The organism is Bacillus sp. SSR7, from assembly GCF_055902415.1.
In genome coordinates this window covers 1-12,441 of record NZ_JBVVXV010000001.1, presented here as the reverse complement: position 1 = coordinate 12,441, position 12,441 = coordinate 1, and the positions used below count along the sequence as shown (strand labels likewise).

Sequence of the window (12,441 nt, the reverse complement as noted above, 5' to 3'; positions counted from 1 at the left end):
CCTCTTTTCAGCTCACTTCTTATCATACAGTCCTCCCCTACATAGTATCTATTTTCCGTTTTCATATTAAACAAAAAAAGGCTACGGGAACTTGTCCCCTAACCTAACTAAATATCAATTACATTTTTACTTTTTCATCTACATCTATATAATATAAATCCTCTTTCAACTTCATAATAATGTCTACTTCGTTATAAGTAGCCTCACGAGCATGTAAACCAAATTGATCCATACCAATCCATATCCATCCAGGTGTATGATATAGAACATCTATGTTAAAATAATCTAATTTAGCAAGCTCCGATGTAATAAATTTATCTTTATTAGCGATTTGTTTATTTATTAAACCATATTCTTTTCCATTTTCCAATAGCGATATAAATTTCCCTACAATTGGATGTTCACGAACAATAAAGTGATATTCCTTTTCCTCTATCTTTACAACAATCAAACAAGAATTAGATAAATTATTCCCTAAATTCGACATAGTTATTTATTCACCCCCTTTATTCGATTTACAAACATAATAACAAATGAATATTCAAATAAAATTAATATAATGTAAAAACTATAAAAGCTGATTTCCCTTTAGAAATCAGCCTTTATACTTTGATTATCTATATACTTTTACAAACTATTATAATGTTTCTTTTTCCTCATCCTTTCCGGAAACTAAATTTCCAATAGCATCTGCTGTTACCTCCACCACAAATTCACAAATACCTGCTACTACTTCTCCAATCACTTCCTCCATCTTTTTACCCCCTTATTTTATGTAACTTATTTGTAGTATAGAAGAAATTGGTTATTTTTAACTATCGGAAAACGTGACAACAACATTACAGTTTTGTAAGCTTTTTTATTTTGTTTCGCTTCAATCCTTTGAAACTTCAAGTATGATTCACATACTTATAGGCCATCATAATATTAAGTAAATACTAATTTCGCTAGAGGAGGCGTGTAAAATTTACTACGTAAAATTAATTAAAGGTCAATCATTCTATGCTTTTGATCATCGTTTCTTAATGTGTGAAGAAGAAGAGGTTTCCGAGAAAGTTTATAATTACTTACGTCGCAATGAATTTTTCGAAGTACGTAAAGAAGAATATTCAGCCTAAGTACAAAAGCACCAAGAAAACCATCACTGTATTTTGATATTTTCTTGATGCTTTTTTGTGAATTACTCCTTTTCAACAATTATTATCGACTCTATTAAAATATTCTATTATTTGTCCAAGCTATTTCATTGCCATTTTCATATTTTAGTATATGAGGAGGTGACGAATATGACTCATATCATTGATTACCAAGCTACTCAACCTATAAGTAAAACGGGTGAAACCACTTTTGCAATCCCTGCTTCTCCAAATAAAGCAATTCTAGCAAATTTGAAAGTAAGAATTTCAAGTAGAGATTCACGTAATAATCGAGTAGAATTAATCGCTACAGTCGGAGTTGAAGGTATAACTGAGATTTCACAAGTTTTATTCCGAATTTTCCGTGATAATGTTGAAATTTTCAATACACAAGTTGGTATTGAATCTACAGATTCCGAACAATTCTACGTACAAACATTTCAAGCTATAGATCAAAACATTGGCAGTGGAACACACCAATATTCATTAACTGTAGAAAACTTAACTAGTGGTGCAAGTGCAGAAGTTGTTGGTCCTCTATCTTTTAGTGCTTTAGCTATTGGACAAGAGCGTAAATGTTGCTAAGTGAATCAAATATTTAATTTTGCACTTGAGAAAGCAAGGCGTAGTTATACGTTCTTGCTTTTTTATATTTATACTTACTTTCTATTAGCTTTAATCATAAATTTTTTACTTTATGATTCACTTATTTCATCAATTAACACATCAAATTTTTGACAAATCAAAAAGATTGAAATCCAATTATGAAACACGTAATATAGACTCTGACTCTAAAAAAGTTCGTATGAAAAGAATACATAAATAAGGAGGTTTTATATACGAGTTTTTCATTTTAAAAGACGGAGAGGTTTTATATTATGTGGCGTAATAAAAATGTTTGGATTGTTTTAATTGGGGAGTTTATTGCTGGTTTAGGGTTATGGCTTGGCATTCTTGGCAACCTTGAATTTATGCAAAAATATGTCCCTTCTGATTTCATGAAATCAGTTATATTATTTATCGGACTATTAGCCAGTGTTCTAGTTGGACCCATGGCTGGCCGTGTCATCGATCAGTATGAAAAGAAAAAAGTTCTTCTTTACGCTGGGTTTGGTCGAGTTTTAAGTGTTATTTTCATGTTTTTTGCCATCCAATTTGAAAGTATCGCATTTATGATTGCATTTATGGTTGCTCTTCAAATTTCAGCAGCGTTTTATTTCCCTGCATTACAATCTGTAATCCCACTTATCGTTCGTGAGCATGAGTTATTACAGATGAACGGTGTACATATGAATGTAGGTACGATCGCTCGTATTGCAGGTACTTCACTAGGTGGAATTCTTTTAGTTATAATGAGTTTACAGTATATGTATGCTTTCTCAATGGCAGCGTACGCTTTATTATTCCTCTCAACTTTCTTCCTACAATTCGAGGATAAGAAATCCACAACACCAAGTAAACAAGCTGCAAAAGATAATAGCTTTATGGAAGTATTTCGTATTTTAAAAGGAATTCCTATTGCTTTCACAGCACTTATATTAAGTATTATCCCTCTATTATTTATAGCTGGATTTAATTTAATGGTAATTAATATTAGCGAAATGCAACATGATCCAACGATTAAAGGCTTTATATATACAATTGAAGGTATCGCATTTATGTTAGGTGCCTTCGTTATTAAACGTTTATCTGACCATTTCAAACCTGAAAAGTTACTATATTTCTTCGCAATTTGTACCGCTTTTGCACATCTATCATTGTTCTTTAGCGATATAAAATGGATGTCTCTTACATCATTTGGTTTGTTTGGTTTTAGTGTCGGTTGCTTTTTCCCTATTATGTCGACAATTTTCCAAACGAAAGTGGAAAAAAGCTATCACGGCCGTCTCTTCTCATTCCGTAACATGTTTGAAAGAGTTATGTTCCAAATCGTTTTACTCGGTACTGGTTTCTTCTTAGATACGATTGGATTACAGTACATGGTCTTAATTTTCGGCGTCATTTCATTATTAATTATTTTCATATCGCTATCTAAACAAAAACAATATGAAAAACAGCCTTCGCAATCTGCGAATTTATAACATAAACAAAGACGCATGGATCCTATTAGATTAATCCATGCGTCTTTGTTATATAAAAACTTATTTATTACGCTTATTGTAATTATTTAAAGGAGTACCCCCTTTCGCTTTTGAATACAGTATACTAACATGATATATATAGGGGGTGCGCAATTGTCTGATGGTATGCAGTTATTTATTATATTTATTTTTGTATTAGCTCTGTTTAGCATCATAAACTTTTTAGCTATTTCCTTATCTGGACATTACTTTAAAAGAAGAATTATCGCCGGTTTCATATTTTTACTGATAACTCCTATTGTTTTTTTTACTACCGTAGCATTCGCTTCTATATTCGATGAAGCTGGATTTGGCGCAGGGGGCCTTGCCTTTATTGTTGCAGTTGTATATATTTTAAATGGAATAGTGATCCTACTTTCCTCTTTATTTTTCCTCAAGAGAAACATAACATAGACTATACTACTCGGCATGAATCTGACTTTACACTAGATTCATGCTTTTTCAATTCCCCTTAAATTTTTATATGAAATTAAATAATTCTTTATAAAAATTTAAACTTTATTTACTACAATATTCCTATCGTATTCGCACGTTTATTGAAAATGAAAAGAAAGGAGTACAAAATGAAAAAATTTCTATTACTTATTCCATTATTCGTCATACTACTTAGCGGATGTAGCAATAATGATATTTACGGTTCTTGGGAAGTCGTTGACAACAAAAATGGTCTTTGTCCTGCGTCTTATAAATTTGAAACAGTTGTAAAAGAAGAAAAGAAAGAAAAAATCATTCAAAATTTAGTAGAAATGCAAACAACGAAGAAAAAAGAAGATTTATACAAAGGTTCCTTTGTAAAGGATTCTAATGTATATCACATTGATTATGGTAATTCATTTACATCAGATCAAACTTTAAAAGTTGTCGATGGCAAATTAAACGTATACTTTTATGCAGTGGAAAAATTATGTACATATAAAAAGAAATAATTACTCTTCATTTAAAACGCAGAAAATATTTTCTGCGTTATTTTTATTTTACAAAACCTCCCCAAAAACATTTCTCTCTTTTAAATCTTTAAATTTAGATGTAATATTACATAATAACAATATTTTAATGTGAGGTGCTTTTTTTGAGAAGTTTAAGTTCATTAATTGTATCAACAATCTGTTCCATTCTCCTAATCCTATGGAATGCACATTCATTTTATGAAAAATTCACGACAGGAAATTCATACTATTGGCTTAGTGGTATATTAGGCCTCGTTTTCGTGTACTTTTTCATCCAAAATATGCGGGATATACTTAACAAAAACTACAAAACATCCTAAACCATCTAGAAAGATATAATAGGCAGTTCAGTTTACCGGTACTTATTTACACCTCCCTTTTCAAAAAAGACTAATCCTCCCTCTAAATTTGTCAATCGTTTTAATTTTCATAAAAAAATGATAAAATGTACTCATGTGTTTTCAGAATAATTAAAAACGCAGAAAGAAAACACTGTTTTTAGGAGGGGTTTTGATGACTTACACGTTAGCAACTAGAATGAAAGCATTCCAATCTTCTATATTTAGTGAATTAGGGGCCTATAAAAAAGAAAAGATTGCAGCAGGTCACAAAATGATTGATTTAAGTATCGGGAATCCTGATATGCCACCTGCTGATTTCGTAAGAGAAGCATTGGTACATACAGCAAATCAAAAAGAAAGCTATGGATACACATTAAGTGGTATTCAAGAATTTCACGAAGCTGTAACTGAATATTACAACAACACTCATAATGTTATATTAAATGCCGATAAAGAAGTTCTATTATTAATGGGGTCACAGGACGGACTCGTCCATTTACCTATGGTTTATGCGAATCCGGGAGATATTATATTAGTTCCTGATCCAGGATATACAGCTTATGAAACAGGAATCCAAATGGCTGGAGCAACATCTTACTACATGCCTCTAAAGAAAGATAATGATTTCTTACCTAACTTAGAGCTAATTCCTGAAGAAATTGCAGATAAAGCGAAGATGATGATTTTAAACTTCCCAGGGAATCCGGTTCCAGCAATGGCTCATGAAGATTTCTTTAAAGAGATAATTGCATTCGCGAAAAAGCATAACATTATTGTTGTCCATGATTTTGCTTATGCTGAATTTTATTTTGATGGTAACAAACCAATAAGCTTCCTCTCTGTGCCTGGTGCTAAAGACGTTGGCGTAGAAATCAACTCTTTGTCAAAAAGTTATAGTTTAGCAGGTAGCCGTATTGGTTATATGATTGGTAATGAAGAAATTGTCGGGGCACTTACACAATTTAAATCTAATACAGATTACGGAGTGTTTTTACCAATTCAAAAAGCAGCATGTGCTGCACTAAGAAATGGCGCTGCTTTTTGTGAGAAAAATCGCGGTATTTATCAAGAACGTAGAGATACTTTAATCGATGGGTTCAAAACATTTGGCTGGAATGTCGATAAACCAGCTGGTAGTATGTTCGTTTGGGCTGAAATTCCGAACGGCTGGACTTCTATAGATTTCGCATACGCATTAATGGATCGTGCGAATGTCGTTGTTACGCCAGGTCATGCATTTGGACCTCACGGAGAAGGTTTTGTACGTATTGCACTCGTTCAAGATAAAAAAGTGCTACAACAAGTGGTTGAAAACATTAGAAATAGTGGTATTTTTTCTCTTGAAAAAGTAAATGAATTAGTTAAAAATTAATGATAACTCCCCTGCTTAACTGTAGCAGGGGTATTATTTATTGGAGGTATTTTCATATGCACATTGAAGACACTCTTCCTCATCGTTATCCATTTTTAATGATTGATAAAGTAACAAATGTAAAACATGGTGAATCCGTTACGGGATATAAACTCATTACAAATAATGAATGGTTTATAAATGATAGTCAAAAACATATGCCTCATATGTTAATTGTAGAAGCACTTGCTCAGCTTAGCGCATTTGTACATACGAGTGACTCTGAAGGATTAGGCTTTCTCTCCTCTTTAGATGGAGTTACATTCCACGGAAAAGCATATCCCGGTGATAAACTTGATTTGCATTATGAGCTATCTCGCAATCGCCGAGGTTTTATTCTCGGTACAGGTACTGCAACTGTTTATAATCAGCCGATTGTAACTGTGGAAAAACTATTAATATATCAAGCTGATTAGAGACGATGTAATCCGCGGGGTATCTACCTCCTACAAATTCGTCTCACCATCATAAACAGAGTAAACAAATTACTTGGTAAGGAGCAGGCAAATGGAAAGTACGATCGGTATCGATGCTGGTGGAACATTAACGAAAATTGCTTATTTGAACGAACAAAAGCAATTAGCTTTTGAAAAATTTTATTCAAATGAACATGATAAAATAATAGATTGGCTTAAGAAAAATACTCGTATAAAACAAATATGTATTACAGGTGGTAAAGCAAAACAATTACAGCAACTACTTTCTGACTCATATAAAATAGTAGAACTAAATGAATTTGAAGCTACTCTTATAGGTGTCCGATACATATTAAAAGAAGAAAAATATGATATAAACAACTTTATATTAACAAATATCGGTACAGGCACTTCTATTCATTACGTTTATAATGACCAATATATTCGCGCTGGCGGAACTGGTGTTGGCGGTGGTACTATTATGGGGCTTTCAAAATTGTTAACAAATATAGACCATTTTGAAGATGTAATTCCTTTAACAAAAGTAGGTTCTAGAAAAGAATTAGATATTACAGTTGGTGATATTTATGGCGGTATTCTCTCCCCTATTGATAATAGTTTAACTGCAAGCAATTTTGGTAAAGCTGCTACTATAGAATTAAATTATAATAGCTCAGATATACTTGCTACTGTACAAGGACTCGTCGGTGAAGTCGTTACTGCATTAAGCCTTCAATTTGCCGAAACAAAAAACATTGACCATATTATTTATATTGGTTCGACTCTATGTAATAACATACACCTTCAAAATATTATTAGTAGCTACACAAAATATCAAAATAAAATACCTATTTTTTTACAAGATGGTGGTAATAGCGGTGCGATTGGTGCTTTACTTTATGTTGCGAATAAAAAAAGCTGACACTTGTCAGCTTTTTTGCAACGGTACTTCAAATTCAATAATCGATTCCCCGTTCTCTCCAATTCGCTCTACACTAATTCTATCAATTACACATTGTAACGTTTCAGGTAAACTATGAATATCCTTGGCTACTTCAGCAGCTAACTCAGCATTTTCTTTTCTCCCGACTGTTACATGTGGTGTGTATGGAATATCTTCTTTTAAAAATTGTATTAAAGGTCCTGTATACAGCAAGTCATGTAGTTCTTCTATTTGTTCTTTCCCTTCCTCAACTTCTAAAAACAAATAGTTTCCTACACTAGTGATACGATTTGCAAACTCAATTTCAATTTTGCCTATCCCTTTTGATAAATTCAAAATATGAGATTGTAATTCATCATTTGAAATATTACTCTTAAATGGAAATACGATTGTTACATGCGGTGGAATTAATCCAAATAAAGGATCATGTTTTTGTCTAATGTCCTCTATTTTATCGATGGACATGTTATTTAGAAAGACTAAAATAGTACGCATTTTTATCCCTCTACTTTCCTCTTATTTTAATATGTATCATATTCTATGACAGCCTTGAACATCAACAAATTATTTTGCTTACATGTAAAAATAAAAACTTCTCAAACGAGAAGTTTTTATTTAACATGATTACTATTCCCCCGCCAAACTTTCCTAAACTTTATATAGCAAGCAATTCTCCATGGAATAATATACGAGACAGCAACAACATAAAATAATAAACCAATTGTTTGTTGATCTAAGTCTACAATATATTTCCTTGAACCATACCTTAAAACGACAAGTGCAATAAAAGTAATTAAGAAAGCAGCACTTTTTTTCGTATACATATTCCCATCATCTCTTCGTTCATAATTTGTTAATACTATAAGCGGCACAGCGAAAAGTCCCCCAATGAATACCGCTATAACTACTTGTAATATAGCTGGATGTACGGGACCAAAAAACCATACAACACCTGGTGTTAAAAATAATAATGGCCATAAAATACGTTTTCCTGATCCCTTTATCGGCTTATGCATGGAGCGATAACGACGCCAGAATATTAATAGTGCAATGCCTAAAAAGACTGTAATGAGTGAAGATGTGTCTCCCATTTGCTATCCTTCTCTCTATAGTAATCTAATAATATTTCAAATCGTTTTTTCGAATGATACTTTACGAATAAATATACTACTGGTTATGATATAAAGAACAGTTAATCCAATTGAAATAACAGTAAAATATGGAATATCTACTAAAGATCCATCACTCGTAAATAGTAAACTGGTTACCCCTGCTTCTCCATAAAGTACACTATTTGTTGATAAGAAAAGTGTTCCACCAATCATAAGACCAATCCACTGAAATCGTTGTTTAAAAACTACTACCACTTGGAAGAAACATGCTGTTGTAACATAAAATAAAAATTGCAAAATAAATTGTTGCACCGACTGCTCCCAAAAACTAACATTTACTAAATTATATTTTATATCTTGTAAAAGCATAACTTGAAGAAATGAAAATAATGCAGATTGCAATACGATATAACAAATTGCCCCGATAAAATATTGTATTCTCGTTACACCGAATGAAACAGCTAAACGAAAAAGCTCATCTTGAATGATGAAAACACTCCCTACTATAAATAACATAATTGCTATTGAAGGGTTATTTATAATTTTGGGTAAATAACCAATGTTCGCTCCATTTAAATGAGCAGCATTTAAAGCCCCTTTTATTAATAAAGCTATAATCCAAAATATTAAAATTGCTTTATAATGAAAATTAATATGTAACTTTAACTGCTTCATTAATATCGTCATTTCACTTCACCACCAGTTATGTGAATAAATAATTTTTGTAATGTTATTCCATTAACTACTAACCCTAATTTTTCAATAGAGTCATAATCTTCATTAGACAATTCTTCCCATATAACAGCAATACCCTTATTTCCATAAACTTCTCGATTTAATACTTTTTTATTAATCAAGAACTTGTCCACTTTATCCTTTTGGCCTGAAATAATCTGAACTTGTTGTAATAACTCTTCCACTGATGATTGAACAACTAGCCTTCCTTCTTTTATAATAATTACATCTTCAATCACATGAGTTACTTCTTCTACTAAATGTGTGGATAATATAATAGTTCGTGGATACTCACCGTAATCTTCTAGAAGTAGACTATAAAATAATTCACGGTTTGCTGCGTCTAAACCTGTAGTTGGTTCATCAAAAATTGTTATTGGTGCTCTACTTGCTAATCCTTGAATAATTCCTACGACTGTTTGCATACCATGGGATAGTTTATGGTATTTCTCTGTCATATTCAGCTTAAATTTATCTGCCAGTTCTTCAGCATAAGCTCCATCCCAATTTTTATAAAATATGCTACACATCTTAAAAATTTCTTTTACTTTATAGCTTAAATGTGCTTCTTCTTTCACTCTAACAAAACACATACTTTGCATCGCTTTACTATTTTCAAAAACATATTCACCAAATATTGATACGCTTCCACTATTTGAAGTAATTTGGCCTGCAAGTAAATTTAATAATGTCGTTTTTCCTGCTCCATTTCTACCAAGCAAACCATATATTTTATGCTCTTCCAATGAAATCGTTACTTCATTTACTGCTACTTTCTTTTTGTATTTTTTCGTTATATCTTTCGTTTCAAGTGCAATCATCCCTCTTTCCCCTCCCTCGTAATTTTTTGAATCATATCCATCAATTCATCTTTGGATATTTCTAATACTTTTGCTTCTTCCCACACTTTCGGTAAATATTCGGTCATAAAAGTATTTTGTCTTTTTTTAAGTACGACTTCTTTCGCTCCTTTTGCAACAAACATTCCGATCCCTCTCTTTTTATATAAAATCCCTTCATCCACTAATACATTTACCCCTTTAGCTGCAGTAGCTGGATTAATTTGTAGCATCTTCGCAAATTGATTTGTTGATGGCACTTGTTCTTCTTCAAGTAATATATCTTTTAAAATATCAGATTCAATCGTTTCTGCAATTTGTAAGTATATTAATTTATTTTGCTCCAGAGTAGGTTTCACAATTTCACCACCTTAGGTTCTTAGGTTCATTACTTATGTAATTAACCATATCACATAAAAATATTTATTTCCATAAATTCCTTTTACAAAAAAAGAGAGTCATTTATTTAAGAATGACTCTCTTTCTAAAATTTCGATGTTTCAACTCTTGTTCTTAAATTCTTTTCATTTATACCATTTTGACAAAAGTTAAATTGTTGTCCTTTTATTGACTTTGTACGATCTACTATTTGCCCTAAATGATAACTTGTGTGCTCCACTAAATGTAATAAACCATGAAGTTCAATATGTCTTTTTTCTTCCCATGATTGTATATATGCCTTTCCCCATTCATCAAATACTTTTTCAACGTACTGTAGCAAAACTTCAGAACCTTGTTTTTTTACTGGAAAATACTCCTCAATTCCCTTTTCAAAAACTATAGTGGGATTTTTATAACGACTAGTATTTCTATAAATATGTTCACAAATATGCAATACGATTCCACCAATTGAATTAACAGAGTTCCCTTGCTTCCACAAATCTTCTTCACTAACGAGGCTAATTGCCTTTACTATCTTAGGTAAATAATGTTCCTGCATTCGATGATAAGTAATTTTGTATACTAACTCCACCTTTTCTCCTCCCATTATTTCAACTGCTGCACTGGATGTGTAGCAAATAAAGATTTCCGAAACTCTTTATCATTCATAAGCATTGTAATTTCTTCGTTATTTTCGTTAAGAAACTTTACTACTTTCTTTTTATCCCATATATCATTTTCTTGTGGGAAATTATCAAATTTTTCATACAGGATTGATAGTATTTCTTCTCTTTTTATCGTGAATTTTTTATTTTCTACTTGAAACTCGTAGCTTTTCGCATTTGGTACTAAAATCGCTAGATAAATAACGTTAAAGAGAAAATTCTTCTCCATCGTATCCTTACCATCAAACCAATACGTCTCAACCATGTCTTCTGTCAAAGTTCCATTTCCTTTTGCACCATAGTACACCTTTATACTTTCATTCTCTAAACTAATACTTTGAAATGTATCACCACCGGGTAAATGATTAACAATTGCAACCACATCTGAGTTATTACCAACATATGTTCCAGCATATTTCTTAAAGTCACCAGGTTTCACATCAGATATTTCTTTTATTCTTTCTCCGCTAGAACAAGCAGTAATAAATAAAAAAATTGTTAGCATAACAACTACATTTCGATGCATATATTTCATTTAGCATCCCCCATTTTTATCGATATTTCGTTAATTACAATACACCTTCTCAAAACCCTTTAAAATATACGCATTTTAATCAAAATTAAAAATTTTCGCTTTTTATGTTTACAATTATCCATTAATTGTATATACTTACTAACGTAAGAAAAATATTCTAAAAGGAGGTCGAAGGAAATGATGAAATTACAATTACATGCTTTAACTTTAGCGTTAACTGCACCTGTGTTTTCTGGACAATTAAATATGAATTCGACCACCCTAATGGAGAATTGAAAATCGTACATTATTTCGATTAATTCATAAATTCGCCACAGGAGGTCGTATACTTTCCTGTGGCTTTGTCACGCCTGGCCATAGGAGAACTATATCTTCCTGTGGCTTTTTTGTGCGATTTTTTAGTCTCTTACATTATTTTTTAAAGAAAGGAGCAACATTCGATGACTATTAGCGTATTGTTTTTAAGTATTACGATTCAAAGAAATAAAATTTCTAAAGATAAAATGTTTCATAATGAGCAAATAGAAAAAGCTATGAATGATGTTAAGGAGCGCCAAGCACTTTATTGTGATCACATGTAATTCCTTTTCGAAAGGAGGAATTCATTTATGACTTTTCATATTTTCTTTTTTACGACTGTACTTCAGAAAAACACTTTAACTGAAGCTGAAATCCATCGTAAACAGCAAATAAAACAACTGACTGATAAAATGATTGACATTAAAAGTTCATATTATACGCATATGTATTAAAAATATATTTTTAAGGAGAAATATCTTCATGAAATTTAAAGCATTCTTTTTAACCATCACCATTCAAAAACGTAAACTTTCACAGAA

The 12,441-nt window shown here is 31.7% G+C and carries 20 protein-coding genes; 12 read left to right on the top strand and 8 right to left on the bottom strand.

The features are described from left to right. Positions 1–118: 118 nt before the first annotated feature. Positions 119–487 (bottom strand): hypothetical protein, encoded by a 369-nt coding sequence (locus AC0NJG_RS00100; protein WP_087953384.1) that lies wholly within the window; start codon positions 485–487, stop codon positions 119–121. Between the two features lie 478 nt (positions 488–965). On the opposite strand from AC0NJG_RS00100, the gene AC0NJG_RS00095 reads away from it, so the two are divergent. The 9 genes from AC0NJG_RS00095 (at position 966) to coaW (ending at position 7,314) form a co-directional block, all read left to right on the top strand. Then, positions 966–1,118, top strand: a complete 153-nt coding sequence (locus tag AC0NJG_RS00095; protein WP_071725777.1) for a YqbF domain-containing protein — start codon at positions 966–968, stop codon at positions 1,116–1,118. Between the two features lie 168 nt (positions 1,119–1,286). Next, positions 1,287–1,721 (top strand): exosporium protein ExsC, encoded by a 435-nt coding sequence (gene exsC / locus AC0NJG_RS00090; RefSeq protein ID WP_071725732.1) that lies wholly within the window; start codon positions 1,287–1,289, stop codon positions 1,719–1,721. Between the two features lie 293 nt (positions 1,722–2,014). Continuing rightward, positions 2,015–3,217: an MFS transporter gene (locus AC0NJG_RS00085; protein WP_474062731.1), complete on the top strand. Its 1,203-nt coding sequence runs from the start codon at positions 2,015–2,017 to the stop codon at positions 3,215–3,217. A gap of 153 nt (positions 3,218–3,370) precedes the next feature. Next, complete coding sequence (locus AC0NJG_RS00080) at positions 3,371–3,670, top strand: hypothetical protein (protein WP_087997213.1); 300 nt, start codon at positions 3,371–3,373, stop codon at positions 3,668–3,670. Between the two features lie 170 nt (positions 3,671–3,840). Next, positions 3,841–4,203, top strand: a complete 363-nt coding sequence (locus AC0NJG_RS00075) for a hypothetical protein (RefSeq protein WP_087953381.1) — start codon at positions 3,841–3,843, stop codon at positions 4,201–4,203. 134 nt (positions 4,204–4,337) lie between these two features. Then, a complete protein-coding gene (locus AC0NJG_RS00070; protein WP_372514618.1) occupies positions 4,338–4,544 on the top strand; it encodes a DMT family transporter in 207 nt (68 codons plus the stop codon). A gap of 193 nt (positions 4,545–4,737) precedes the next feature. Further along, positions 4,738–5,937: an LL-diaminopimelate aminotransferase gene (locus AC0NJG_RS00065; RefSeq protein WP_140168758.1), complete on the top strand. Its 1,200-nt coding sequence runs from the start codon at positions 4,738–4,740 to the stop codon at positions 5,935–5,937. A 56-nt stretch (positions 5,938–5,993) separates the two neighbouring features. Continuing rightward, positions 5,994–6,392, top strand: a complete 399-nt coding sequence (locus tag AC0NJG_RS00060) for a 3-hydroxyacyl-ACP dehydratase FabZ family protein (RefSeq protein WP_087953378.1) — start codon at positions 5,994–5,996, stop codon at positions 6,390–6,392. Positions 6,393–6,483: 91 nt separating this feature from the next. Continuing rightward, positions 6,484–7,314 carry a type II pantothenate kinase gene (coaW, locus tag AC0NJG_RS00055; protein ID WP_087953377.1) on the top strand — a complete coding sequence of 277 codons (831 nt, stop codon included), beginning with the start codon at positions 6,484–6,486 and terminating at the stop codon, positions 7,312–7,314. 6 nt (positions 7,315–7,320) lie between these two features. Here coaW and AC0NJG_RS00050 read toward each other — a convergent pair whose 3' ends face one another. From AC0NJG_RS00050 to AC0NJG_RS00020, 7 genes are all read right to left on the bottom strand, one after another. Next, entirely contained in the window at positions 7,321–7,830 is a 510-nt protein-coding gene (locus tag AC0NJG_RS00050) for a 2'-5' RNA ligase family protein (protein ID WP_088327814.1), read from the bottom strand. 116 nt (positions 7,831–7,946) lie between these two features. Continuing rightward, positions 7,947–8,426 carry a CcdC family protein gene (locus tag AC0NJG_RS00045; protein ID WP_143881229.1) on the bottom strand — a complete coding sequence of 160 codons (480 nt, stop codon included), beginning with the start codon at positions 8,424–8,426 and terminating at the stop codon, positions 7,947–7,949. Positions 8,427–8,462: 36 nt separating this feature from the next. Then, the gene (locus tag AC0NJG_RS00040; RefSeq protein WP_087953374.1) at positions 8,463–9,134 is read right to left on the bottom strand and encodes a DUF4052 family protein; all 672 of its coding nucleotides are present in this window, start codon (positions 9,132–9,134) and stop codon (positions 8,463–8,465) included. After that, positions 9,131–10,003, bottom strand: coding sequence for an ABC transporter ATP-binding protein (locus AC0NJG_RS00035; RefSeq protein WP_474062730.1), 873 nt, complete (start codon positions 10,001–10,003; stop codon positions 9,131–9,133). Before AC0NJG_RS00035 ends, AC0NJG_RS00040 begins: the two co-directional genes overlap by 4 nt. Continuing rightward, positions 10,000–10,380 (bottom strand): GntR family transcriptional regulator, encoded by a 381-nt coding sequence (locus AC0NJG_RS00030; RefSeq protein ID WP_087953372.1) that lies wholly within the window; start codon positions 10,378–10,380, stop codon positions 10,000–10,002. The genes AC0NJG_RS00035 and AC0NJG_RS00030 overlap by 4 nt, the downstream gene beginning before the upstream one ends. Positions 10,381–10,505: 125 nt before the next feature. Further along, the gene (locus tag AC0NJG_RS00025) at positions 10,506–10,994 is read right to left on the bottom strand and encodes a DinB family protein (protein ID WP_087953371.1); all 489 of its coding nucleotides are present in this window, start codon (positions 10,992–10,994) and stop codon (positions 10,506–10,508) included. A gap of 14 nt (positions 10,995–11,008) precedes the next feature. Next, positions 11,009–11,602 carry a DUF4825 domain-containing protein gene (locus AC0NJG_RS00020; RefSeq protein WP_474062729.1) on the bottom strand — a complete coding sequence of 198 codons (594 nt, stop codon included), beginning with the start codon at positions 11,600–11,602 and terminating at the stop codon, positions 11,009–11,011. Positions 11,603–12,042: 440 nt separating this feature from the next. Between AC0NJG_RS00020 and AC0NJG_RS00015 the strand changes: the two genes are divergently transcribed. The 3 genes from AC0NJG_RS00015 to AC0NJG_RS00005 form a co-directional block, all read left to right on the top strand. Continuing rightward, positions 12,043–12,183: a YrzI family small protein gene (locus AC0NJG_RS00015; RefSeq protein WP_000156180.1), complete on the top strand. Its 141-nt coding sequence runs from the start codon at positions 12,043–12,045 to the stop codon at positions 12,181–12,183. A gap of 27 nt (positions 12,184–12,210) precedes the next feature. Next, positions 12,211–12,354 carry a YrzI family small protein gene (locus AC0NJG_RS00010; protein ID WP_087953368.1) on the top strand — a complete coding sequence of 48 codons (144 nt, stop codon included), beginning with the start codon at positions 12,211–12,213 and terminating at the stop codon, positions 12,352–12,354. Positions 12,355–12,382: 28 nt separating this feature from the next. Then, on the top strand, positions 12,383–12,441 hold a 59-nt coding region (locus tag AC0NJG_RS00005), incomplete at its 3' end, for a YrzI family small protein (RefSeq protein ID WP_474062873.1).

Coding starts and splice junctions, on each gene's coding strand:
- AC0NJG_RS00085 (WP_474062731.1), top strand. CDS start 2,015: ATGTGGCGTAATAAAAATGTTTGGATTGTTTTAATTGGGGAGTTTATT.
- AC0NJG_RS00065 (WP_140168758.1), top strand. CDS start 4,738: ATGACTTACACGTTAGCAACTAGAATGAAAGCATTCCAATCTTCTATA.
- AC0NJG_RS00015 (WP_000156180.1), top strand. CDS start 12,043: ATGACTATTAGCGTATTGTTTTTAAGTATTACGATTCAAAGAAATAAA.
- AC0NJG_RS00010 (WP_087953368.1), top strand. CDS start 12,211: ATGACTTTTCATATTTTCTTTTTTACGACTGTACTTCAGAAAAACACT.
- coaW (WP_087953377.1), top strand. CDS start 6,484: ATGGAAAGTACGATCGGTATCGATGCTGGTGGAACATTAACGAAAATT.
- AC0NJG_RS00020 (WP_474062729.1), bottom strand. CDS start 11,602: ATGAAATATATGCATCGAAATGTAGTTGTTATGCTAACAATTTTTTTA.
- AC0NJG_RS00050 (WP_088327814.1), bottom strand. CDS start 7,830: ATGCGTACTATTTTAGTCTTTCTAAATAACATGTCCATCGATAAAATA.
- exsC (WP_071725732.1), top strand. CDS start 1,287: ATGACTCATATCATTGATTACCAAGCTACTCAACCTATAAGTAAAACG.
- AC0NJG_RS00035 (WP_474062730.1), bottom strand. CDS start 10,003: ATGATTGCACTTGAAACGAAAGATATAACGAAAAAATACAAAAAGAAA.
- AC0NJG_RS00075 (WP_087953381.1), top strand. CDS start 3,841: ATGAAAAAATTTCTATTACTTATTCCATTATTCGTCATACTACTTAGC.
- AC0NJG_RS00045 (WP_143881229.1), bottom strand. CDS start 8,426: ATGGGAGACACATCTTCACTCATTACAGTCTTTTTAGGCATTGCACTA.
- AC0NJG_RS00040 (WP_087953374.1), bottom strand. CDS start 9,134: ATGACGATATTAATGAAGCAGTTAAAGTTACATATTAATTTTCATTAT.
- AC0NJG_RS00100 (WP_087953384.1), bottom strand. CDS start 487: ATGTCGAATTTAGGGAATAATTTATCTAATTCTTGTTTGATTGTTGTA.
- AC0NJG_RS00060 (WP_087953378.1), top strand. CDS start 5,994: ATGCACATTGAAGACACTCTTCCTCATCGTTATCCATTTTTAATGATT.